Genomic DNA, 20,265 nt, shown 5'->3' on the forward strand with positions numbered 1-20,265 from the left:
AGCCCACGCCCAGTAGCTCACCGTCACCGACCATGGAAGTTGAGCCAGAACCGAAACTCGTGAACCCTTTGATCCGCCCGAGTGCGTAGGTGCTGCCTCCCAGACCCGCGATCAAGTGCTGTCGAACTCATGAGCAAAGCCACAAGCCAATTGCACGGATACCAGAGCCTGTTGGTTCCTTGGGTCGACATCTGCCCGGAGCGGGTTGTCTGCATGGGCCCCGATGCCGTCTCCGGTTGCTGGCTGGTCCGAGAAGTTGGGTTAGAGGTCGTTGCCGGCGTAGGAGAGGTTGAAGTTTTCATTGGTCAGGGGGAATTCGGGGACGATGGTGTCGGTGAAGGCGAGGGGTAGTGCGGGTCAGTTGAAGAAGGAGGGGGCGACGGGTTTCACGCGGGTCAGAGTGTGGTCGGCGGCGGTTTCGAGGCGGGTGGTGATGGTGCCGCGCCAGCCTTCGACGATGCCGACGCCGGAGGCGGGGGGCGGGTTCGCGGCTGGGGGAGTGTTGGCCAGGTGGTGTGGAGGCCGGGGTGCGGGCCGTTGGTGAGATGGTCACCAAAGCCACATCCGCGTGCCGCGCCGATGCCACCATCCGGGCCCCGTAACGCTCCGCGTCATACACCGGGCCGAACGCCGCCGCGATCTCGATCTCGCAGCCGTTGCAGGACCCCGCATCCACGCACCGCACCTGTGCCGAGCCGCCCAACTCGGCCGCGCCCGCAGGGGGATCGGCCTGCGGGCGCGGCGCAGGAGGCTCGGCGATTCTTCAGTCTCACGGATCTTGCGCAGCAGACTCATCACGGGCTCCTACGCGTCAGCGAACTCGGTAGCGCACGATGCGGGATGCGGCCGCCTCCCGCCGTTGACCAGAGCGCAGGATCCCGGCGAAAGGCAGCCGCCGTACAGCGGCCCTACGACGGTGCGCGGCCCGGCGGCTTCCCCTGCGGCGTGCTGGCCCGCAGGTCCGCCAGCAGCTCGGCCTGCTCGGCCAGCACCTTGGAGAGAATCGCCCGCGCCACGCTCAGCAGCTGGGCTACCTCAGGGCTGGTCAACGAGTAATAGACGGTCGACCCCTCCTTGCGGGTCACGACCAAATTCGCGCGCCGCAACACCGCGAGCTGCTGGGACAGGTGAGCCGGCTCGATGCCCACCTGCGGCAGCATCTCCGCCACCGCGTGCTCCCGCTCGCTCAGCAGTTCCAGCACCCGGATCCGCACCGGGTGCCCGAGCGTCTTGAAGAACTCCGCCTTGAGCTGATACAGCGGCGCGCTCACCTCGCCGGCCTCCCTCTGCCGGGCCCGGTCCCCGACGGCCGTGTCCGCCGATTCCGCGCGCATCGCATCCGCCCCATTCTGTCTGCCATGCGGCCATCCTCACCCAGCACATCCAAGGTGATGACCTTCCTAATTGCTAACATTAGCAACTCGTCACGTCCGAAGGAGGGAGATTTGTGCGGATCACACCCCTGCGCGGCTCCGCCGCCGCGCCGCGACCGCGCTCCGGCTCCCGGTCCGACACGCCACCCACCAAAGGTCAGGTACCGGCATGAGTCTGGACTGGCAGTACGCCACCGAACGCGGTGTCACCGTCGTGACGCTGACCGGGCACCTCGGCGGCGAGAGCCTCGCCCGCTTCACCGGCGCCGTCAGCTGGCTGCTGGGGCACGGCACCGGACCGATCTTGGTGGACCTGACCAGGCTGTTCTCCTGGAGCGCCGAGGGTGAAGCCACGGTCATGGACGCCGTGCGGCGCCTGGGCCCCGCCCGGCAGCCCCTCGCACTGTGCGGCATCGGCGAGCTTCCCACCTCCCTCATCACCGCCACCTCCCTCCCGCCGGCCTGCTATGCCGACCGTGAGGCGGCCATGTCTGCTCTGGCGGCCCGGCCCGGCGAACAGCCCAAGACATCGGACGGGTGCTCGTGAAGGGTGATGCCTTCTCGCAGGCGGACAGCGGGGTGCGCTTCGAGTGGGGCGCCGCAGGGGCCACCCACCTCGCCGCCGATGCCGCCTGCCTGGTGGTGGTCGACGTGCTCTCGTTCTCCGCAGCGGTCACCGTTGCCGTCGAGAAAGGCACACGCGTCACCCCCCACCCCCGGCCCGGCGACAGCGCGGCCCTCTTCACCGAGCAGAAGGATGCGCGCCTGGCCATCGAGCGCCATGAGGTGACCCAGGAGACTCCCTGGTCGCTTTCCCCCGCAGCCTTGCGCGAAGCGCCGCCCGCACCCCGCCTTGTCCTGCCCTCACCAGGCGGATCCGCCATCGCGGCGGCGGCGCCGCTCTGCCGGTCATCGCCTGGTGCCTGCGCAACGCCACCGTCGTCGCCTACTGGCTCGCCCGCTATGGCTACGGATCCCCAGAGCGCCCGATCGCCGTGATCGCTACGGGCGAATTCTGGCCCGGCGGCACCCTGCGCCCGGCGGTGGAGGATCTTCTCGGCGCCGACGCCATCATCTCCGAACTGCACTGGCACGACGCCCGGCCGCTGTCCGCCGAAGCCGCTGCCGCACGCGTCTGCTTCGAGGAAGTCCGCGACGTCGCCCAGGCCGTCACGGATTCCTCATCCGGCAGGGGACTGGCCGCCGCCGGCTTCGCGCAGGGCATCGCTATCGCCGCCGAGCGCGACACCTCCCGCGTCGTGCACTTGCTCAGCGGCGGCGCCTTCACCGCAACACGCTGACCGCCCACCCGGCCGGGGCCAGGCAGTCGGCATCCCAGGCCCGGCCACCGAAAACCTGAGTGCCTGCGTACGCAAGAGCCCGCGCAGGCACGGGAACAGTCTTTCGCGTCGGGATTCGACCGGCACGAATGAACCAACACGAATGAATCAAGGAAGTGGAATGAGCGACACCAAAGACAGCAACGGCACCGTGCTGGCGGACGGAGATTCCGTGACGCTGATCAAGGACCTGAAGGTGAAGGGCACCTCCGAGACGCTGAAGCGCGGAACCCTGGTGAAGAACATCCGCCTTACCGGCAAGCCCGACGAGATCGAATGCAACACGAAAAAGGTCAAGGGCCTGGTGCTGAAGACCGCATTCCTGAAGAAGGCGTGACCGACCCCGCCGCGAACAGCCAGAGGACGAACGGCAGCCGGTGCACCACATCGGCGCGCGGTGAAGGGTCCTGGTGAGGCGTAAGGCGCGCGTCGCCGCGGCGGGCGGCCTGCGGGCCGCCCGCCACCGCCAGGTGCACAGCGCCTCGACAAGAGGGGTGGGACTGGTAGGCGCGTATGTTGAGATGTCGCGTATGCAGCGGATGAGTCCGGCTACTGATTACTGATTACTGACTGCAGACGGTCACGGTGGTCCAGCGCGGATCGATGTGGCCCAGCCATGCGTCCTGATCGTCGGCCAGTGGTTGCTCCAGGGGAAGGGGGAGGAGCCGGCCGGCGAAGGTGAGGCCGGCGTCGTCTCCGTCACCGTTGACCTGGTGGTCCCACGCATCGGAGGTGTCTGCTGATGCCTGGAGGAAGAAGAAGCTGGTTCGTTGTGGCTGACCCGTGTCGGGATGGGGCTTGTCCTCCAGGGCGATTTTCCGGGCCACGGTGGCTGCCAGCAGACCGGTCTCCTCGGCGACCTCTCGAAGGACCGCTTCTTTCAGTCCTTGTGGCAAAGCGGTGCAGAAGCCGACGGCGCTCGGAGTCTTCGATGGTGGCGAGTCGTTCCCTGAACCAGCGCTGGAAGAGCATGAGTTGACGGTCGACGCGCGGAAGGACGCCACTGTCCATCAGCAGGTCGCGCAGGTGGGCGACCGTTCGCCAGGGTGTCCGCTGGTGGAGCCTTTCGTGGGTGAGCGGGATGTCGCCGTTGGCCAGGCCCTGAAGGAGACGGACGACGTCGGGGTTGCGGAGCCGGATAAGTCGGCTTCTGGGCCGATCCATCTCCAGCAGGGCCGTGACCAGGGGCAAGAGTGCGGGCGCAACGTCTCCGGTGCCCTCGTTGAGGAGACGGGTGAGTGAGCCTTCGCCACCTTGAAGTCCCAGGTCAGACTGCTGGTGTGATCGATCCTCGGGATACTCGTGCTGGTCGTGGGCGGGAGTCCACGGAGGAGATCATCCGTCAGCGGAACTTCGAGGTTCGTCAGGACGAGCAGGCCGCACAGGAGTTGGGTGGCGCGGGCGGTCCACGCGGTTCCTGGGCGACGAGCAATCCGATCAGCTCGTCGCGCCAGCGGCGGACGGTGGACTCGGACACCGCGTTGCCGCCGGCCACATCGGCCAGACGCTGATCGTGACGCAGCACAGCCAGAACGATCACCGCGATCTTCCCCGGCGGCAGGATCCGCCACCGGGACCCCAGCGGCGATCGACGAGTCTGACCAGCTTGCTGTGTAGCGGGTCCAACTTGGCCCGCGCGCTGATGTCCACCCCCGCCACCTCGCCGACCTCGCGGACCATGACCGGTCCAGCGGCCCGCCGGACTGTGGCGATGACCTGCTCCGGTGGGCCGACGAGAACGTGGTCCGCGGTCAGCGCGGCTCGGGAGCCGTGCAGGTCCGCGGGTTTCACCGATCCGTTCCTGATGCAGTCGGCCGTGCGGGGCGCCGAGCAGTTCTTCGTGACGACCGGATGACGTGGCCGGCCCGTACGACGGGCGAGGAGCTGCCGGTGTGCGCCTTCGACGCGGAGGACCTGCCGGAGTCGATCGGGTTCCTGGTGTGGTCCGAGAACCACAGCGCCCACGCGACGACACTCGGACGGTCCCGTGCCGTTCTGTCCGTTTCTACCGGCCCCCAACTACCGCAAGCTGATGCGGGAGAACCAGCGCATCGTCGCCGAGACCGACGCACGGCTACGGTCCAAGATCTGGCGGGAGTGGAAGCGCAGGGGGCGGAGGGCAAGGCCCCGATGGAGGCGAAGCGGGGGTGCCTGCGGTAGACCCGCGCATCGGGCAGCCGGCCGCCGGTCGTCCCGGTCACCGTGCATCGGTCGGCCGTCCCGGGCACGGTCCGCCGGCCACCGGCCGGGGCCTCGGCCGGTGATCAGGTGTCGTGGCCGAGGTAGGCGGTGACCAGTTTCGGGATGTCGTCGGCCAACGTGTCCCATGGCATGGCGATTGCCTCCGCCACGTCGGGCGAGGTGGCGACGCGCCACTCCAGGAGGGACTGCACGGCGCGCAGGACGAGCAGGATGTGGCCGCGTGTGATGTGCGGAGGCCGGTCGGGAAGCGCCATGAAGACATCACACCGCTCCTGCGCCAGCTGGTCGAGTCGCTGCTGAGCGGCTTCCCGCAGTGCGGGGATGGCGGCCGCGTACACGACGAACTCGCGGACGAGGCAGGCGTGGCCCCGGAACAGGGCGGCCAGTTGTTCCGCATACAGGGAGACGGCCCGGAAAAAGTCCGGCTGCTGCGCCGCGGCGGGCAGGAACTGCTCCCGCTGGGTCCGGACGACCTCGTCGAGCCAGCGCTGCTGGGCCGAGACGAGCAGGTCCTCCTTGTTGGCGAAGCGCTGGTAGACGGTGCCCACGGCCACGCCGGCGCGCGCGGCCACCGCGGTGAGGGTGAATCCGGCGATGCCTTCCTCCGCGATCAGCTGCTGAGCGGCTTCCAGGATCCGTTCCATCGCCGCTTGGCTGCGTTTTTGCCGGGGAGGGCCGGGGCGCGTGGTCATGAGGCCATCCTCACACAAGCAGAAGTGAATATGCATTCATATTCATGTTACGGTCGAACCAGACGGTGGCCATGACAGCGCCACCTGCTCGAACCAGGAGGTCGCGGTGCTCACCTACATCGCTATCGCCGGAGCCGGTCTTGTCGTCGGCGCGATGTACGCGCTGCTGCGCGTGCGCTCACCCGCTCCACCGTTGATCGCTCTGACCGGGCTGGCGGGAATGCTGATCGGCTACGGAATCCCGGGAGCCCTGACATGACCGGCATCCGCGCGACAGCCGGGCGCTACGCCCTGTCCCTGGGCGCGGGCATCGCCGCCGGACTGCTGTATTGGCTCATGGGCGTGCGCTCACCGGCCCCGCCGTGGCCGGCGCTGCTCGGCCTGCTCGCCATCGTGGCGGGCGAGAGCGGGGTGCGCGGTCTGCTGACGCGGATGCGCTCTGCACGCACCCGGCCAGAGCTCCACCCCGGTCCTGACCACGCGGGCCGCGGGACGCCGGCTGCACCGGCCGCCGCACCTGACCCCGCGATGACACACGGAAAGTGAGAACAGAAATGCCTTTCACCGGCCTTGACGCCCTGCTCGACCCGACCCCGCTACCGCTGGAGACCGGTTTCGAACGTGATGCGGACGGGGTCCTCCATATCGCCTGCCGTACCGACCTGCACGGCGTCAGCGGCGAGATGTTCGAGTGGTGGTTCCGCTCCCGTCCCCTCACCCAGCAGTACATCTGGTGGCACCCGATCGACCACGTCGCCAGCAATTGGGTTGAAGGAGTCGAGGGAGAGCTGCCCGGCTCGATTCACCTCGCCGAGGAGCGCTTCGGGAATCTGCCCGCACAGCAGGTCGCCGTCCAGTTCCGTGACCCGGAGGAGTTCTTCACCCCCGCTGCCTACCGGCAGGCGCGCAGCGAGGGCCGGATCACCGGCGCGGTCTGCGGCCGCATCGGCAACGGCTTCGATGCCGAACGCGACGAGGACGGGCGGGTCCTGGGTAACCGGCTCATGCACCTGTGCCGCGACACGCCTTGGGGCAGCGCTCTGCGCAGCAACTTCTACTTCGGCGTGGACCTCGTCGGCAAGCTGACGCCGCAGCAGATGGCCGAGACCTTCACGGACGAGTTCGGTCGCGAAGTGCTGCGGCACTGCTACAACGAGTTCACCTTCCTGTCGCGGTTCCTGCCCTCCCTCTACGTGGGCGAGCACCGCGACACCATCCCGGTCCCCGAACCCTGGTGACCTGACCCGGACCCTGGTGCCCACCCCGGGCCCTGGTGATCTCTCCCGGAGACAGTCCGACATGCGCTGTCTCCGGGAGGTTCGCCGTTGCTCTCGGTCTTGTCCGCACGTCGCCGACCGGTCCGGCGGCCACAGGTCGCGGATCGCCGGGTGCTGCATGACGATGTTGCCTGTCGCGCCTTACGAATCGCCGACCGGTGTCACGTCCCCCATCGAGCGCCGGCCGGCGACGGCCCGCAAGGGCTGCACAGCATCTGCAAGGCTGCGTCAGCCGCCAGGCGTCCACCCGCACGCACATGGCGAGTCGGCCCGCACGTAGGCATCCGATCGGGGCCGCAGCCTCGTAGGAGATGCCCTCCCCTTCACTCCGTCACCCGTGCCGGCATGCGCCTGGACCGGGCATGGAAGAGACTATCGGCGCAAAGAGTAGGAAAACAGGCGCAAATTGTCCTTTGTGGCTGGTCGGTCCCTCCACATCGCCGGTGGTGCACGGCGTCGTGATCGCAGGAGGTGAAGGGTGCTCTCGTACGCCCAGGCGCTGGGCGCCGGAATCGGCCTCGGAATCATGTACGCGCTGATCAGGGTGGACTCCCCGGCGCCCCCTCCGGTCGCCCTGACCGGACTGGCCGGCATGCTGATCGGCTTCGGCGTTCTCGAAGCATTCGCATGAGCCGCGCCGTCGTCCGCTACGCGCTCTCCCTCGGTGCCGGCATCCTCGCCGGATTCCTGTGCTGGCTCATGGGCGTGCCCACCCCGGCCCCGCCGTGGATCGCGCTGGTCGGACTGCTCGGCATCGTCATCGGCGAATCCGGAGGACGTCTGCTTCTCACCCGGCTGCGCCGCCGCTCCGCCACTTCGTCCGGCGCCCCTGCTCCGGACAGCGACGAGTCCGCACGCCACGTCAACGACCGAAAGAGCAGAAGGGCATAGTCATGCTTCCCGTGACCTACTACCCGGTCGCCACCCAGGAACTGTTCCGGCACAACAGTGAACGGATCAAGGGCAAGCCGTACGCCAAGTATTTCAACGGCGACCTGTGGCTTCACGACGACGTGATGCCCTTCATCCAGCGCGCCATGCCCTCCGACGCGGCCCTCACCAGCTCGCCCGAGGACCTCAACACCCTGCTGGACACCGGCTACCACCAGGTCGAGACCGGCTTCTGCGTGACCGATGACGGCCACCCGTACGTCACCAGCCTCACCCGCTTCCCCGGCTGCACACCGGAGATGTTCACCTGGTGGTTCTGGTGGCATTCCGTCGAGCCCGAGCGCTACTCACTGTGGTATCCCTACAACCACCAGCAGGCCATCCCTCGCGACCAGGACGTCCTCACCCGCCCCGGTGTCGCTGACATCGATCGCTACATCGGCAACACGCACGACATCATCGAGTACATCGGCCCCATGCGCTCGGAGCTCACCATCCAGTTCCGCCACCCTTCCGAACTGGGCTTCGACACCAGCCGCTTCGCCCGGTCCGACGTCAGCGCCCACGCGTGCGGCGAGCTCAGCATGAACAACGGCGTCATGCTCCACCTCGTCCGTACCACGGCCGACGGTTTCGAACTGCGCAGCCGATACATCTTCGACCGCGGCAAGACCTACAGCACCGACGAGGAACGTGCCGAGGCGCTCGGCTTCGCCTACGAGATGCTCTTGCACGACCAGACCGAATTCACCCACCTGTCCACCTTCCTGGCGTCCATCCACCAGGAATTCGGCAACCAGGGATGAGTCGCCCGGGACAGTCCGGGCGGCCCGCCGGACGAAGGGTGCCGCCGTCCTCACCCGTCGGCCGGAGGCCCCGGGGGGAGGTCCCGTCACGTCCGACGTCATGTCCGATTTCCACCAGCCCGGGTCTCCGGTCCGGCGCAGACCGGACGGCGTGCTGGGCCGCTGCCCGGGCAACACCGCCAGGCCGAACTCCGCGCCCGAAGCGGCCATCACCGTGTCGATGGTGTTCCTCGCCGGTTCGTCGGCAAGCGCGAGCACCTTCTTGCCGAGCTCCCGCAGCCCGGCGAGTTGCTCATGCAGAGTCGTGAGCTTCACCCGACGGGACGGGCTGAGGTTCGGGAGCTCACCCCACTTGACCGCTGCCCCTTGGGCAGGGCCAGGTCGTCGGCCTGCTTGATGTAGACGCGCTACCTCACTGTCGGCAAGGACGTGCGGCTCGGTGCGGGCCTCCTCCAGTGTCTCCAGGTGCTCCCGTACGTCGATCGCCCAGCGCCGGGTGTAGTCGACGAAGAACTCCAGCTTGCTGATGGGGTGCCAGATCTGCTCGGGCATCGCGCGATCTCGCTCGTACGACAAGTAGACCCGGCGGCCCTAGGTCCAGGACGCAGACCTCCATCGGGCTTCCGCACAAGGCCCCACGATCGTGTGTCCGACCTGCTACGCAAACCGAGATTGCCTCGAACCAACCGGGCACGGCGGATCTTGCCGCCGATCTGGGCAGTCACGCTCGTACCCGTCACAGCTACGGAACGTACTGGCCGCCCCTGGCAAGACGGCCGATCGCTCGCCATCACGACCAACCATCAGGAGGCGACGCTCGTCGCTCGGACTCCAGAGCAACGGCACCCCCTGTCGCCACCGCTGGAGGACGCAACGCTTTACGTTCGCAGTGAATGATTGATTGCCCACGCCACCCCGCAGAGTTGTATGCACCGCGATTGATGACCCGAGGCCAGTACCCCGAGGCCCAGCAGCATGCGCTGCCCGTGGTCGGCTGCGCGAAGGAGTGCACTGGCAAGGCGGCCGAGGAGATTCTGGAGGCAACTCTCCGCAGTGACCGACCACGAGTATCTCGTCCACCCGCCTACGACGCGCCGCCGGGCCAGGCGGTGGTCCGCCATTCCTGGCGCGCCTCTGTCCCGTCCGTCTGTGCCCCGTGTGCGGCCAGTGCGGCATCGAGGTCCGGGTGCACCGGCACGAGGGGACACCTCCCGTCGGGGACGAGTGAGCCGTCGGCGGGGATCGCGGCGAGCTCCAAGGTGCGGTGGTGGGTGGCCAGTTGGCGGGCGGCGTCGGCGATGGCCCGCTGGCCGTCCGCCGACCAGCCGCTCAGCGCGGTCAGGTCGAGAACCACGGGGCCGGTGCCGCGGGCCAGTGCCCAGCCGACAGCGCCGCCGAAGCGGGCCAGGGCCTGCTCGCCGAGCGATCCGGCCAGCGACAGGACGCTCAGGCCGTCGCGGGTGGTGTAGCGCCACTGGAGTGTCATGGCGGTGGGGCCTTCCTCGGTGCAGGGGCAAGGAGAGCGCGTGAGGGGCTCACAGCGGCAGAGTGATCCATACGCTCTTGCCGCCGCCGTCGGCGTCGGGCCGCACGGTCCAGGTGCCGCCCCAGTTGGCGGTGACTTCGGCGACGGTGGCCAGTCCGCCGGGGCTTTGCGGGAAGCAGAGCGGGTCGAGCTGACGGGGATGGCGGTCGTGGACCGCGAACGCAAGGGTATCGCCGCCCGCGGCGTAGATGGCCGTGAGCTGGGGCGAGACCGGAGCGGCGTGCTGGACGCTGTTGGTGACCAGCTCGCTCAGCACCAGCAGGGCCGGCCCCACCGACCGGTGGCCGGGGTTGATGCCCCACGCCGCATAGGTCATCTCCGCCTCCCGGCGCGCGAGCGGCACCGAAGCGGGAATGGCCGGGCAGGTCAGCACACGCCGGTGGGGCAACGTCACATGCTGGATCACCGTGTCTGCCGCCGGCCTGCCCCGCGGGCCGGTACGGCAGCGCTGCTCCCGTGCCCGAAGCGGTAGCCGGTCACCGTCTGCGGATGAATACGCAGGACCGCATCGTGCGGGCCGTGCACCCAGCCGGGCAGGGTGCGGCGGTAGTGGGCGTCCTCGTCCCCGTCGGTGACGACTTCGGCCGGACCGGCGGCGGTCACCGCCCAGCCGGTCCCGGCGACCGGATGGATCCGGTCCGCGTGGTAGGTGACGGTGATCCGGCCGCAGAAGGCGGCGGCCGGGGCCGGTGCGCGGACGATGAGCCGCCCGTACTCCAGGACGTGGGAGGCGGGCCGCAGTGCGGTGGCGTCACGCTGTTCGTACACCAGCCGCCCCTGCGAGGCGCCTTCCAGAAGGTAGAGGGCCTCCTCGCCGGAGACATCGATCATGCGGCGGGGGGTGGTCATCGGGAGGTCTCCTCGGTGATCACGGTGTTGAGGGTGCGGCGCTGGGCAGGGGCGGGCAGGAGGCCGGCACGCTGCACATGCGCACGGGCGCCCTGGATGGCCTCAGGTGTGGTCGGGTACTCACGCCCCTCCCGCTGCAACAACTCCAACACGCCTACGGATTCCAGGACTTGCCGCTGACCGGGCCGTATCCCGGAGGCCAGCACGATGATGCCGCGCCGGTTCAGCTTCTCCACCGCGTCCCTCAGGACCAGGGCGCCGGTGGCGTCGATCGTGGTCACCCGCGACATGCGCAGGATCACCACACGTACGTCGGCGACCTCGGAGAGTTCGAGGAGGAAGCGGTGGGCGCCGGCGAAGAACAGCGGCCCGTCCAGGCGGTAGGCGACGATGTGCTCGGCCAGCAGCGCATGTTCTTCGTCGCTGTGCTCGCCGGGCAGGTCGGGGCGGAAGTCCACCTGGTCCATCCGGGCCTGCTTGGCGACCGCCCGCAGGGCGAGGGCTCCGGCCACCAACAGGCCGATGATCACCGCGTACACCAGATCCAGCGCCAGCGTCGCCACGGCGGTCAGCACCAGGACCACGGCGTCGGAGCGCGTCGCCCTGGCCATGGCCCGCAGCGATCCGACCTCGACCATGCGGATGGCGGTGGCCAGCAGGACCCCGGCCAGCGCGGCCAGCGGGATACGGGAGACCAGTGGCGCGGCGGCGAACACGATCACCGCGAGTACGGCGGCGTGGACGAGGGCGGCGAGCCGCGAGCCGGCGCCGGAGCGGACGTTGACCGCCGTACGGGCGATGGCGCCGGTCGCCGGGACGCCGCCGAACAGCGGTGCCGCGAGATTGGCCAGGCCCTGCCCGAACAGCTCCTTGTCCGGATCGTGTTTCTGCCCCACCGTCATACCGTCCGCCACCGACGCGGACAGCAGCGACTCCAGCGCCGCGAGTGCCGCCACCGCCACCGCAGGGGCGATCAGGGAGCCCAGCGCGGCCGGGTCGAGGAAGGAGAGGGAGGGCGCGGGCAGCCCGGAGGGCAACGCGCCGATCGGCGCGGCCGCGTCCAAAGAGAAGACCAGTGCCACGACGGTCGCGGCGATCACCGCGACGATCGAGAACGGGATCCCGGGCCGCCACCGCGCCCCGGCCAGCATCACCACGGCCACACCGACGGCGAGCCCCACGGCCGTCCAGTTCGGATGGCCCACGAACGCCTCGATGGCACGCCACGCGACCACCAGGACCTTGTCGCCCTCCGGCTTGGCCACGCCCAGCGCGTTCGGGATCTGCTGCAACCCGATCACACAGGCGATGCCGAGGGTGAAGCCCTCCACCACTGGCGCGGGTACGTACTGCATGTAGCGGCCGGCGCGCGCCACGGCGAGCAGAATCAGCATCACCCCGGCGATCAGGCCGACGGTGAGCACCCCGCCCGGCCCGTAACGGGCGACGATCGGCACCAGCACCACCGTCATGGCCCCCGTCGGCCCGGAGACCTGGAGGTTGGAACCGCCGAACAGCGCGGCGAGCGCGCCGGCCACGACGGCCGTCGCGAGGCCGGCTTCGGCGCCGAGCCCGGAGGAGACGCCGAACCCGAGCGCGAGCGGCAGTGCCACGATCGCCACGGTGAGCCCGGCGAGCAGATCGCGGCGCGGATTGCGGCTCATGACGGCGAAGTCGGCGCGGGCGGGCAACAGGGAACGCACCCGGCCCCAGGCCCCGGCAAGCAAGGTGCTCACTGGGCAGAGACCTCGGCTTCCCGCAGCTCCGTCAGGAGCTCGTGCTGCCCGGCGAGCATCTCGGTCAGAATCCGCCGCGCCGCCCGCATCAGCTCCGCCACGTCCCCGCCGGCCAGCGCGTAGACCACCGTCGCCCCCTCACGGACGGCGGTCACGATCCCTGAGCGGCGCAGCACCGCCAGCTGCTGGGACAACGCCGACGGCTCCACCTCGATGGCCGCCAGCAGATCCCGCACCGGCATCGGCCCGCTCTGCAAGAGCTCGAGCACCCGGATACGCACGGGATGCCCCAGCATCCGGAAGAACTCGGCCTTGGCCTGATACAGCGGAACCGCCACGAAACCCTCGATCGCTCAACAGCCCGGCCCCTGGCCGCGCACAGCTTGGTGTCATGCCCGCTGGCTACTGCGGGCATGACCAATACAGCATGTAGGCAATTGCATAATTTCGCAATTCACTCACCTGGGCGTCGAGCCGAACCCGCCATTGCGGCGTGCGGTGCGCAGATGTCCCCTTGCCTGGGTCCGGTCGGAGCCATCGGGGTCCGCGCTGAGGCCGCACAGCAACGCCGCCTGGACCGCATCGAGCGCGTCCCGGCCGTGCCGGATTCCCTGGAGCGCGACGGCGGAGCCGTGACCGACGCCGGCGTGGGAGCTCGGGCCGGTGTCTCCCGGGCCTTCCTCTACGACAACGCCCAGGTCCCGCTGCTGCCGGGCTGCGGGATCTCGCGAACGAACAGCCCGCCACCGGGCGACCGGCCCCGCCCGACCACCGGCGAATCCCCGCGGGTGGTGCGAGTGCTGCGGGACGCCAACCGGAAACTGCATGAGGGGAACGAACGGCTCCGCAATGAACTCGCGGTCGCGCCCGGACGACTCCTCGGCTTTCGCCGAGGCATCCCAACCCATGTCACTGACACTGTCATCCACACAAACGGCCGGCTCAGCGAGCGTTGCAAACGCGAAAGATCCAGATAAGGCATTGTTCGCCGGTCAGGAATGCCACCGGCTCCGCTCCTCCGCTGTTTCTCCCGGTGCTGTGACGGCACTCACTGCAAGTCAGATGATCAGCGGACGTAGTGGTGGGGCCGCTGGTGGGAAGCCGGGCCCGGCCACGTGGTGTCGCGGCCGAGCCATGGGTCAGGTGTCTTGTTATCGCTGGTCGGCGGTCCGGGGTCGGCTCGGTGTCACGCCTCGCCGGATGGTGGCACCGTGACGAGCCGGGCGCGGCGTTCGCCGTCCAGGACGCGTAGCGCTCGCGTCAAGGTCGCGGAGTGCAGTTCGCCCTCGCCCCGGTCGTGCATCAGCGTCAGTGCGTCCCGCAGTCCGGCGGCCTTGCCGACCAGTGCCTGGGCGGCGCGCAGGCCGCCGTAGGTGTCGCCGCAGCGGGCGGGGTTGATCCGGCCCAGTAGGTCCAGTACCTCCAGGTAGCGGTCGATGAGTTCACCTTCGGCCCGGGTCAGCGCGGGTAGCGGTGGCAACTCGGGTGGGAGCACCCCGGCTCACCGTGCGCCGTGCGGGGCGGCGGGCCGCTTGCGGCTGCGGGTGAGGCCGTCGATCAGGCCGTACTCCTGTGCGGCGCGGGCGTCGAAGATCTTGTCGCGTTCGATGTCGGCGGCGATCCGTTCCCGGGGCTGTCCGGTGTGCCGGGCCAGCATCTCCTCCAACGTGGCGCGGGTGCGCAGCAGTTCGTCCGCGTGGATCTGGAGGTCGGTGGTCTGGCCGTGTACCGGCGCGTCCAGTGACGGCTGGTGGATCAGGACCCGGGCGCCGGGCAGGGCGAGGCGCTTGCCGGGGGTGCCGGCGGCCAGCAGTACCGCGGCGGCGGAGGCGGCCTGTCCCAGGCAGATCGTCTCGACGTCGCAGGACACGTAGCGCATCGTGTCGTACAGAGCGGTCATCGCGGTGAAGGAGCCGCCGGGGGAGTTGATGTAGAGCGAGATGTCCTGCTCCGGGGCGGCGTGTTCGAGATACATGAACTGCGCCATCACATCGTTGGCGCAGGTGTCGTCGATCGGGGTGCCGAGGAAGATGATGCGCTCGCTGAGCAGCTTGGAATACGGGTCCATGGTGTGCGTCCCGTGGGAAGTGCGCTCGGTGAACGACGGAAGCACATAGCGGGCCGTGGGTCGCGACATGGCAGCTCCTCTTACGCAGAAAATGTACAGGTTGTACATCTCGTTAGAATGGGAGCATGACCTACGAAATTCCGGTGACGCAAGCGCGGGCAGAGCTCGCGGATCTGATCAACCGCGTCGTCTACGGCGGTGAACGGGTCGTCGTCACGCGCCACGGCAAGCCGCTGGCCGCGCTGGTGTCCGCCGCTGACCTGCAGCGACTCGAAGAACTCGGGCAGCGGGCGGCGGCCGCGGAGGAGCCGCAGGTGATCAGTACGGTCTCCACGCTGCGGCCGCTGTCGTCCGCTGAAGGCGAACGGCAGCGGTTCGGTATCGCGGCAGAACACCGCGACCCGGCCGCCGGGGATCGGCGGCCGGGTCGCGAGAGCTGACCGTGCGGTGGTGCGGGAGGGTCAGGAGGTGAGCTGCCAGAGCGCGTTGGCGATGGCGTCGGTGTTGTTGTCCAGTGCGGTGTCGTCGATGTTGCGGGACGTGTCGCAGGCGGCGTGGTAGCAGGCGTCGAACGCCTGGCCCGCGGTGCCGCCCCACTTCTGCGCCTGATCGGGGGTCTTGATGTAGTCGGCTCCGGAGAAGAGCCCGCCGACCGGGACGCCGGCGTCCTTGAAGGGGGCGTGGTCGGAGCGGCCGTCGCCCTCGGTCTCGATCTCGGTGGGGATGTTCTTGGTCGCGAACCAGTCCTTGAAGACCTTCTCCAGGCGGGTGTCGTCGTCGTAGACGAAGTAGCCGGGGTTCGGTGAACCGATCATGTCGAAGTTCAGATACGAGTCGAGCTTCGACGTGCCGGTGCCGAGGGTGTCGAGGTAGTGCTGGGAGCCGACCATCCCGTACTCCTCGGCGCCCCACCAGGCGAACCGCAGGTGCTTGGCGGGCTTGAGGCCCTCCCGGGAGACGGCGAGCGCGACCTCCAGGATGCCCGCGGAGCCGGAGCCGTTGTCGTTGATGCCGGGGCCGCGGCCGACCGAGTCGAGGTGGGCGCCGGCCATGACCGTCTGGTCCTCGTTGCCGCCGGGCCAGTCGGCGAGGATGTTGTAGCCCTTGGCGCCGCCGTAGTTGAACTCCTGGAGCTCGGTGGTGAAGCCGGCCGCGTCCAGCTTGCCCTTGATGTAGTCGACGGACGCCTTGTAGCCGGGCTTGCCGTGGGCGCGGTTGCCGCCGTTGGCGTCGGCTATCGACTGGAGCTGGGCGAGGTCCGCCTTGACGGCCGAGACCGGGATGTCCGGGGCGGCGAGCGGCGTGCGGGCCGTCGCCTGGGTGGCTGTCGCGGTGCTCAGCAGGGCGGCGACGGCGGTGCAGGCGCCGGCGGCCAGGAGGGCGCGGCGAGTGCGGGGGGAGCGGGTCACGGTAGGGCTCCGATACTGGTGTGGGGGGTGGTGCGGAGCTGGCTTTGTGCTGTCTTGACGCGAGCATGAGGATTGCGAGGGCTCCGTGTCACGTCAAGAGCGCATACCGGACAGGCGTGTTCGCGGAGCGGGCGTTGTCGCATTTGGGGCGTTATTGCGGGTTTGTTGGAGGCCGTGATGCTGGAGTGCGGTCATCCGTCGCGTGTGGAATGCGCCACTGCTCTCCGCGTGCGGCCGGGGGATTCGCGCTCCACCCCGTGCGGTGCCGGATGGCCGCCGGGCCGTCGCGGGAGGTGCGGGATGTCTCGTTGCTTCAGGTGTGACAAGGGGGGCGCGGGATTTCCCTCGCGGTAACGCCGACGAAATTCCGCCGAACTGGCCTCCCGTCGCGGGGCTGTTGGCGGTCAGGCGCTGGAGGTCGGTTTGCCCCCTCTTTAAATACTGTGTGGTACATCTATCGATGCGGGTGTGTCAACGCCTGTGACCTGGGCGAATGAGTCCAGGCGGGAAGACTGTGAGGTGGAACGTATGCAACTGACCCCGCATGAACAGGAACGCCTGATGATTCATGTGGCGGCAGACGTGGCCGAGAAGCGTCGGTCCCGCGGGTTGAAGCTGAACCATCCCGAATCCATCGCCCTGCTGACGGCCCACATCCTCGAAGGCGCACGGGACGGCCGTACGGTCGCCGAGCTCATGTCCTCCGGACGCACGGTGCTCCGCCGTGACGACGTCATGGAAGGCGTCCCCGAGATGATCCACGACGTGCAGGTCGAGGCCACGTTCCCCGACGGCACCAAGCTCGTCACCGTTCACGAACCCATCAACTGACCACGGGAGAGCAGAAGATGATCCCGGGACAGATCCTCTACGCCGACGAGCCGGTGCGCCTCAACGAAGGCAGCCCGGTCACGCGCATGACAGTCCTCAACGCCGCCGACCGCCCCGTCCAGGTCGGCTCGCACTACCACTTCGCCGAGGCCAATCCCGGTCTCGAATTCGACCGCGCGGCCGCGCACGGCAAGCGGCTCAACGTCGCGGCCGGCTCCGCCGTGCGCTTCGAGCCGGGCATCCCCACCGAGGTCGAACTTGTCCCCATCAGCGGCAAGCGCATCGTCGCGGGGCTGCGTGGCGAGACCGGAGGTCCCCTCGATGGCTGATCTGACGCGCCAGGAGTACGCCGACCTCTTCGGCCCGACCGCCGGTGACCGCATCCGGCTCGCCGACACCGATGTCGTCATCGAGATCACCGAGGACCGCTCGGGCGGGCCCGGCCGGGCCGGCGACGAAGCCGTCTTCGGCGGCGGCAAGGTGATCCGCGAATCGATGGGCCAGTCGCGCACCACCCGCGCCGAGGGCGCCCCCGACACCGTGATCACCGGTGCCGTCGTGCTCGACCACTGGGGCATCGTCAAGGCCGACGTGGGGATCCGCGACGGCCGGATCACCGCCCTGGGCAAGGCCGGCAACCCCGAGACGATGGACGGTGTCCACCCCGACCTCGTCATCGGCCCCGAAACCGAGGTCATCGCCGGCAACGGCAAGATCCTCACCGCCGGCGCCATCGACACCCACGTCCACTTCATCTGCCCCCAGCAGGTGGACGAGGCCCTCGCCTCGGGCGTCACCACACTCGTCGGCGGCGGCACCGGACCGGCCGAGGGCAGCAAGGCCACCACCATCACCCCCGGCGCCTGGCACATCGCCCGGCTCTTCGAGTCGATGGACTCGCTGCCGGTCAACGTCGGCCTGCTCGGCAAGGGCAACACCATGTCGACCGCGTCGATGCGCGACCAGCTGCGGGCCGGCATCCTCGGCTTCAAGATCCATGAGGACTGGGGCGCGACCCCTGCCGTACTCGACGCCTGCCTGGGCATCTGCGAGGAGAGCGGCGCCCAGCTCGCGATCCACACCGACACCCTCAACGAGGCCGGATTCCTCGGCGACACCCTCGCCGCCATCGCCGGCCGCTCCATCCACGCGTTCCACGTCGAGGGCGCCGGCGGCGGCCACGCCCCCGACATGATCGCGATGGTCTCCGAGCCGAACGTGCTGCCCGCGTCGACCAACCCCACGCGGCCGCACACCGTCAACACCGTCGAGGAACACCTCGACATGCTGATGGTCTGCCACCACCTCAACCCCGCCGTCCCGGAGGACCTCGCCTTCGCCGAGTCCCGGATCCGGCCCTCCACCATCGCCGCCGAGGACATCCTGCACGACCTCGGCGCCATCTCGATCATGTCCTCCGACGCCCAGGCCATGGGCCGGATCGGCGAGGTCGTGATGCGTACGTGGCAGACCGCGCACGTGATGAAGCGCCGCCGCGGCACCCTCCCCGGCGACGGCGGCGCGGACAACAACCGGGCCCGCAGGTACGTCGCGAAGTACACCATCAACCCGGCCGTCGCCCAGGGCATCGACCACCTCGTCGGCTCGGTCGAGGACGGCAAGCTGGCCGACCTCGTCCTGTGGGACCCGGCGTTCTTCGGCGTCAAGCCGCTGCTCGTCATCAAGGGCGGCCAGATCGCGTACGCGCAGGTGGGCGACGCCAACGCGTCCATCCCCACCCCGCAGCCGATCCTGCCCCGCCCGATGTTCGGCGCCACCGGCAAGGCCCCGGGCAGCAACTCCGTCAACTTCGTCTCCCAGCAGGCCCTGGAGGACGGTCTCCCCGAGCGGCTGCCCCTGGCGAAGTCCTTCGAGGCCATCCGCAGCACCCGCGGTGTCACCAAGGCGGACATGCGCAACAACGACGCGCTGCCGCGGGTCCACGTCGACCCCGACACCTTCACGGTGACCATCGACGGCGACGTGGTCGAACCCGCGCCCGCCGCCGAACTGCCCATGGCCCAGCGGTACTTCCTCTTCTGATGCACCGCCGATGAACAACCCGGAGTACCACCGATGAGCCGCGCAGCGTTGCTCGTCCTCGCCGACGGCCGGTTCCCCGCCGGTGGGCACGCCCACTCGGGCGGTGCCGAACCGGCCGTCACCGCGGGACGCATCAAGGACGCAGCCACCCTGGAGAACTTCTGCCGCGGACGGCTGCACACCGCGGGCCTGGTCGCCGCCGGACTGGCCGCCGCGGCCGCCGCCGGCTGCGATCCGCTGCTCCTGGACGACGCCGCCGACGCCCGTACCCCTGTACCGGCGCTGCGGCAGGTGGCCAGACGGCTCGGCCGGCAGATGATGCGGGCCGCCCGCGCCGCCTGGCCGAGCGACGCGCTCGACGCGCTCGCCGCGGCCCGTCCGCGCGGCGCCCACCAGCCCGTCGTCCTCGGCCTCGCCGCCCGGTCCGCGGGCCTGACCGCCCTCGACGCCGCGTACGCCGTGGCCTACGAGAACATCAGCGGCCCGGCCACCGCGGCCGTCCGGCTGCTGAGCCTGGACCCCTTCGACGCCACCGCCGTCCTCGCGCACCTCGCCGCCGACCTCGACCAGGTCGCCGTCCAGGGCACCGAGGCCGCCCTGCGCGTCCCCACCGAGGGAGTCGATGTGCTGCCCGCGGCCTCCGCGCCGCTGCTCGACATCACCGCCGAACAGCACGCCGCCTGGCCGGTACGGCTCTTCGCCTCCTGACCCCCGCCGCGCACCCCGCGGCCGCCCGAACCACCGGAGTGACCATGCACCTCGACCACGAACTCGACAAGATCTTCCCGCACCGCCACAGTTACAGCGCCGCGACGCCGACCCGCCCCGACGGCACCCGCCGCGCCCTCCGGATCGGCCTGGGCGGCCCGGTCGGCACCGGCAAGACCGCCACCGTCGCGGCCCTGTGCCGCACCCTGCGCGACGAACTGTCCCTCGCCGTCGTCACCAACGACATCTACACCCGCGAGGACGCCGAGTTCCTGCTCCGCGAGGCCGTCCTGCCCGCCGAGCGGATCAAGGCGGTGGAGACCGGCGCCTGCCCGCACACCGCGATCCGCGACGACATCTCCGCCAACCTCGAAGCCGTCGAGGACCTGGAGGAAGAGGTCGGCCCGCTCGACCTGATCCTCGTCGAGTCCGGCGGCGACAACCTCACCGCCACCTTCTCCAAGGGCCTGGTCGACGCGCAGATCTTCGTGATC

30 protein-coding genes and 1 pseudogene are annotated in these 20,265 nt (G+C 69.5%); 18 read left to right on the forward strand and 13 right to left on the reverse strand.

Annotated elements, in window-relative coordinates:
• Positions 1-908 precede the first annotated feature (908 nt).
• Complete coding sequence (locus IH09_RS21205) at positions 909-1,271, reverse strand: ArsR/SmtB family transcription factor (RefSeq protein ID WP_052858775.1); 363 nt, start codon at positions 1,269-1,271, stop codon at positions 909-911.
• Positions 1,272-1,542: 271 nt separating this feature from the next.
• On the opposite strand from IH09_RS21205, the gene IH09_RS21210 reads away from it, so the two are divergent.
• From IH09_RS21210 to IH09_RS21220, 4 genes are all read left to right on the forward strand, one after another.
• Entirely contained in the window at positions 1,543-1,920 is a 378-nt protein-coding gene (locus IH09_RS21210) for an STAS domain-containing protein (protein ID WP_052858703.1), read from the forward strand.
• On the forward strand, positions 1,911-2,372 hold the full coding sequence (locus IH09_RS40035) for a hypothetical protein (RefSeq protein WP_240150498.1): 462 nt from the start codon (positions 1,911-1,913) through the stop codon (positions 2,370-2,372). Before IH09_RS21210 ends, IH09_RS40035 begins: the two co-directional genes overlap by 10 nt.
• Complete coding sequence (locus IH09_RS40040; RefSeq protein WP_240150508.1) at positions 2,297-2,674, forward strand: 2-phosphosulfolactate phosphatase; 378 nt, start codon at positions 2,297-2,299, stop codon at positions 2,672-2,674. Before IH09_RS40035 ends, IH09_RS40040 begins: the two co-directional genes overlap by 76 nt.
• Before the next feature lie 160 nt (positions 2,675-2,834).
• Entirely contained in the window at positions 2,835-3,050 is a 216-nt protein-coding gene (locus IH09_RS21220; RefSeq protein WP_052858704.1) for an alkylphosphonate utilization protein, read from the forward strand.
• A gap of 226 nt (positions 3,051-3,276) precedes the next feature.
• Here the strand turns inward: IH09_RS21220 and IH09_RS21225 are convergent, their stop codons facing one another.
• Positions 3,277-3,609, reverse strand: a complete 333-nt coding sequence (locus IH09_RS21225) for an NUDIX hydrolase (RefSeq protein ID WP_190233361.1) — start codon at positions 3,607-3,609, stop codon at positions 3,277-3,279.
• Between the two features lie 4 nt (positions 3,610-3,613).
• On the opposite strand from IH09_RS21225, the gene IH09_RS21230 reads away from it, so the two are divergent.
• Complete coding sequence (locus IH09_RS21230; RefSeq protein ID WP_052858707.1) at positions 3,614-3,955, forward strand: hypothetical protein; 342 nt, start codon at positions 3,614-3,616, stop codon at positions 3,953-3,955.
• 121 nt (positions 3,956-4,076) lie between these two features.
• Here the strand turns inward: IH09_RS21230 and IH09_RS40045 are convergent, their stop codons facing one another.
• Together IH09_RS40045 and IH09_RS39215 are read right to left on the reverse strand one after the other, a co-directional pair.
• The gene (locus IH09_RS40045; RefSeq protein WP_240150499.1) at positions 4,077-4,253 is read right to left on the reverse strand and encodes a hypothetical protein; all 177 of its coding nucleotides are present in this window, start codon (positions 4,251-4,253) and stop codon (positions 4,077-4,079) included.
• Positions 4,250-4,504 carry a hypothetical protein gene (locus tag IH09_RS39215; RefSeq protein WP_052858709.1) on the reverse strand — a complete coding sequence of 85 codons (255 nt, stop codon included), beginning with the start codon at positions 4,502-4,504 and terminating at the stop codon, positions 4,250-4,252. The genes IH09_RS40045 and IH09_RS39215 overlap by 4 nt, the downstream gene beginning before the upstream one ends.
• 226 nt (positions 4,505-4,730) lie before the next feature.
• Between IH09_RS39215 and IH09_RS40050 the strand changes: the two are divergent.
• Positions 4,731-4,873 (forward strand): annotated as a pseudogene (locus IH09_RS40050) (ribosome small subunit-dependent GTPase A); the annotation flags it as partial.
• Positions 4,874-4,977: 104 nt separating this feature from the next.
• Here the strand turns inward: IH09_RS40050 and IH09_RS21245 are convergent.
• Entirely contained in the window at positions 4,978-5,607 is a 630-nt protein-coding gene (locus tag IH09_RS21245; protein WP_190233362.1) for a TetR/AcrR family transcriptional regulator, read from the reverse strand.
• A gap of 106 nt (positions 5,608-5,713) precedes the next feature.
• On the opposite strand from IH09_RS21245, the gene IH09_RS37635 reads away from it, so the two are divergent.
• The 6 genes from IH09_RS37635 to IH09_RS21265 all read left to right on the forward strand — a co-directional run bounded on the left by IH09_RS37635 (position 5,714) and on the right by IH09_RS21265 (position 8,581).
• On the forward strand, positions 5,714-5,866 hold the full coding sequence (locus tag IH09_RS37635; RefSeq protein ID WP_094790893.1) for a DUF1427 family protein: 153 nt from the start codon (positions 5,714-5,716) through the stop codon (positions 5,864-5,866).
• Entirely contained in the window at positions 5,863-6,153 is a 291-nt protein-coding gene (locus IH09_RS21250) for a DUF1427 family protein (protein WP_052858713.1), read from the forward strand. Before IH09_RS37635 ends, IH09_RS21250 begins: the two co-directional genes overlap by 4 nt.
• Positions 6,154-6,161: 8 nt before the next feature.
• Entirely contained in the window at positions 6,162-6,845 is a 684-nt protein-coding gene (locus IH09_RS21255) for a DAPG hydrolase family protein (protein ID WP_052858716.1), read from the forward strand.
• Between the two features lie 517 nt (positions 6,846-7,362).
• Positions 7,363-7,515 carry a DUF1427 family protein gene (locus IH09_RS37640; protein WP_094790890.1) on the forward strand — a complete coding sequence of 51 codons (153 nt, stop codon included), beginning with the start codon at positions 7,363-7,365 and terminating at the stop codon, positions 7,513-7,515.
• Positions 7,512-7,775, forward strand: a complete 264-nt coding sequence (locus IH09_RS21260; RefSeq protein ID WP_052858718.1) for a DUF1427 family protein — start codon at positions 7,512-7,514, stop codon at positions 7,773-7,775. Before IH09_RS37640 ends, IH09_RS21260 begins: the two co-directional genes overlap by 4 nt.
• A 2-nt stretch (positions 7,776-7,777) precedes the next feature.
• Complete coding sequence (locus IH09_RS21265) at positions 7,778-8,581, forward strand: DAPG hydrolase family protein (RefSeq protein ID WP_052858720.1); 804 nt, start codon at positions 7,778-7,780, stop codon at positions 8,579-8,581.
• A 1,084-nt stretch (positions 8,582-9,665) separates the two neighbouring features.
• On the opposite strand, the gene IH09_RS21270 is transcribed toward IH09_RS21265, so the two are convergent.
• From IH09_RS21270 to IH09_RS21305, 7 genes are all read right to left on the reverse strand, one after another.
• On the reverse strand, positions 9,666-10,067 hold the full coding sequence (locus IH09_RS21270) for an STAS domain-containing protein (protein WP_052858723.1): 402 nt from the start codon (positions 10,065-10,067) through the stop codon (positions 9,666-9,668).
• A 49-nt stretch (positions 10,068-10,116) separates the two neighbouring features.
• Entirely contained in the window at positions 10,117-10,521 is a 405-nt protein-coding gene (locus tag IH09_RS21275; protein WP_404827269.1) for an ATP-binding protein, read from the reverse strand.
• Positions 10,522-10,529: 8 nt separating this feature from the next.
• Entirely contained in the window at positions 10,530-10,976 is a 447-nt protein-coding gene (locus IH09_RS21280; protein WP_052858727.1) for a pyridoxamine 5'-phosphate oxidase family protein, read from the reverse strand.
• Positions 10,973-12,712, reverse strand: coding sequence for a SulP family inorganic anion transporter (locus tag IH09_RS21285; RefSeq protein WP_052858729.1), 1,740 nt, complete (start codon positions 12,710-12,712; stop codon positions 10,973-10,975). The genes IH09_RS21280 and IH09_RS21285 overlap by 4 nt, the downstream gene beginning before the upstream one ends.
• Positions 12,709-13,050: an ArsR/SmtB family transcription factor gene (locus IH09_RS21290; protein WP_052858730.1), complete on the reverse strand. Its 342-nt coding sequence runs from the start codon at positions 13,048-13,050 to the stop codon at positions 12,709-12,711. Before IH09_RS21290 ends, IH09_RS21285 begins: the two co-directional genes overlap by 4 nt.
• An 848-nt stretch (positions 13,051-13,898) precedes the next feature.
• Positions 13,899-14,207: a hypothetical protein gene (locus IH09_RS21300; RefSeq protein ID WP_052858734.1), complete on the reverse strand. Its 309-nt coding sequence runs from the start codon at positions 14,205-14,207 to the stop codon at positions 13,899-13,901.
• A 6-nt stretch (positions 14,208-14,213) separates the two neighbouring features.
• Positions 14,214-14,849, reverse strand: a complete 636-nt coding sequence (locus IH09_RS21305; protein WP_052858736.1) for an ATP-dependent Clp protease proteolytic subunit — start codon at positions 14,847-14,849, stop codon at positions 14,214-14,216.
• Between the two features lie 56 nt (positions 14,850-14,905).
• Between IH09_RS21305 and IH09_RS21310 the strand changes: the two genes are divergently transcribed.
• Positions 14,906-15,220, forward strand: a complete 315-nt coding sequence (locus IH09_RS21310) for a type II toxin-antitoxin system Phd/YefM family antitoxin (protein WP_052858740.1) — start codon at positions 14,906-14,908, stop codon at positions 15,218-15,220.
• 21 nt (positions 15,221-15,241) lie between these two features.
• Here the strand turns inward: IH09_RS21310 and IH09_RS21315 are convergent, their stop codons facing one another.
• On the reverse strand, positions 15,242-16,189 hold the full coding sequence (locus IH09_RS21315) for a M28 family metallopeptidase (protein WP_052858745.1): 948 nt from the start codon (positions 16,187-16,189) through the stop codon (positions 15,242-15,244).
• Between the two features lie 528 nt (positions 16,190-16,717).
• On the opposite strand from IH09_RS21315, the gene IH09_RS21320 reads away from it, so the two are divergent.
• The 5 genes from IH09_RS21320 to IH09_RS21340 all read left to right on the forward strand — a co-directional run.
• Positions 16,718-17,020 carry an urease subunit gamma gene (locus tag IH09_RS21320; RefSeq protein WP_052858747.1) on the forward strand — a complete coding sequence of 101 codons (303 nt, stop codon included), beginning with the start codon at positions 16,718-16,720 and terminating at the stop codon, positions 17,018-17,020.
• 17 nt (positions 17,021-17,037) lie between these two features.
• Positions 17,038-17,349, forward strand: a complete 312-nt coding sequence (locus tag IH09_RS21325; protein WP_052858749.1) for an urease subunit beta — start codon at positions 17,038-17,040, stop codon at positions 17,347-17,349.
• Positions 17,342-19,063 (forward strand): urease subunit alpha, encoded by a 1,722-nt coding sequence (locus IH09_RS21330; RefSeq protein ID WP_052858752.1) that lies wholly within the window; start codon positions 17,342-17,344, stop codon positions 19,061-19,063. Before IH09_RS21325 ends, IH09_RS21330 begins: the two co-directional genes overlap by 8 nt.
• Before the next feature lie 33 nt (positions 19,064-19,096).
• Entirely contained in the window at positions 19,097-19,771 is a 675-nt protein-coding gene (locus IH09_RS21335) for an urease accessory protein UreF (protein ID WP_052858755.1), read from the forward strand.
• 44 nt (positions 19,772-19,815) lie between these two features.
• The coding region (locus IH09_RS21340; RefSeq protein ID WP_275126156.1) for a GTP-binding protein at positions 19,816-20,265 on the forward strand (450 nt) is incomplete at its 3' end.

The sequence above is a fragment of the Streptomyces celluloflavus genome (assembly GCA_000720995.1).
Lineage (GTDB): Bacteria > Actinomycetota > Actinomycetes > Streptomycetales > Streptomycetaceae > Streptomyces > Streptomyces celluloflavus.

Coding starts and splice junctions, on each gene's coding strand:
- IH09_RS21265 (WP_052858720.1), top strand. CDS start 7,778: ATGCTTCCCGTGACCTACTACCCGGTCGCCACCCAGGAACTGTTCCGG.
- IH09_RS21250 (WP_052858713.1), top strand. CDS start 5,863: ATGACCGGCATCCGCGCGACAGCCGGGCGCTACGCCCTGTCCCTGGGC.
- IH09_RS21330 (WP_052858752.1), top strand. CDS start 17,342: ATGGCTGATCTGACGCGCCAGGAGTACGCCGACCTCTTCGGCCCGACC.
- IH09_RS21305 (WP_052858736.1), bottom strand. CDS start 14,849: ATGTCGCGACCCACGGCCCGCTATGTGCTTCCGTCGTTCACCGAGCGC.
- IH09_RS21325 (WP_052858749.1), top strand. CDS start 17,038: ATGATCCCGGGACAGATCCTCTACGCCGACGAGCCGGTGCGCCTCAAC.
- IH09_RS21335 (WP_052858755.1), top strand. CDS start 19,097: ATGAGCCGCGCAGCGTTGCTCGTCCTCGCCGACGGCCGGTTCCCCGCC.
- IH09_RS21280 (WP_052858727.1), bottom strand. CDS start 10,976: ATGACCACCCCCCGCCGCATGATCGATGTCTCCGGCGAGGAGGCCCTC.
- IH09_RS21245 (WP_190233362.1), bottom strand. CDS start 5,607: ATGACCACGCGCCCCGGCCCTCCCCGGCAAAAACGCAGCCAAGCGGCG.
- IH09_RS21255 (WP_052858716.1), top strand. CDS start 6,162: ATGCCTTTCACCGGCCTTGACGCCCTGCTCGACCCGACCCCGCTACCG.
- IH09_RS21310 (WP_052858740.1), top strand. CDS start 14,906: ATGACCTACGAAATTCCGGTGACGCAAGCGCGGGCAGAGCTCGCGGAT.
- IH09_RS21260 (WP_052858718.1), top strand. CDS start 7,512: ATGAGCCGCGCCGTCGTCCGCTACGCGCTCTCCCTCGGTGCCGGCATC.
- IH09_RS21220 (WP_052858704.1), top strand. CDS start 2,835: ATGAGCGACACCAAAGACAGCAACGGCACCGTGCTGGCGGACGGAGAT.
- IH09_RS21320 (WP_052858747.1), top strand. CDS start 16,718: ATGCAACTGACCCCGCATGAACAGGAACGCCTGATGATTCATGTGGCG.
- IH09_RS21210 (WP_052858703.1), top strand. CDS start 1,543: ATGAGTCTGGACTGGCAGTACGCCACCGAACGCGGTGTCACCGTCGTG.
- IH09_RS21270 (WP_052858723.1), bottom strand. CDS start 10,067: ATGACACTCCAGTGGCGCTACACCACCCGCGACGGCCTGAGCGTCCTG.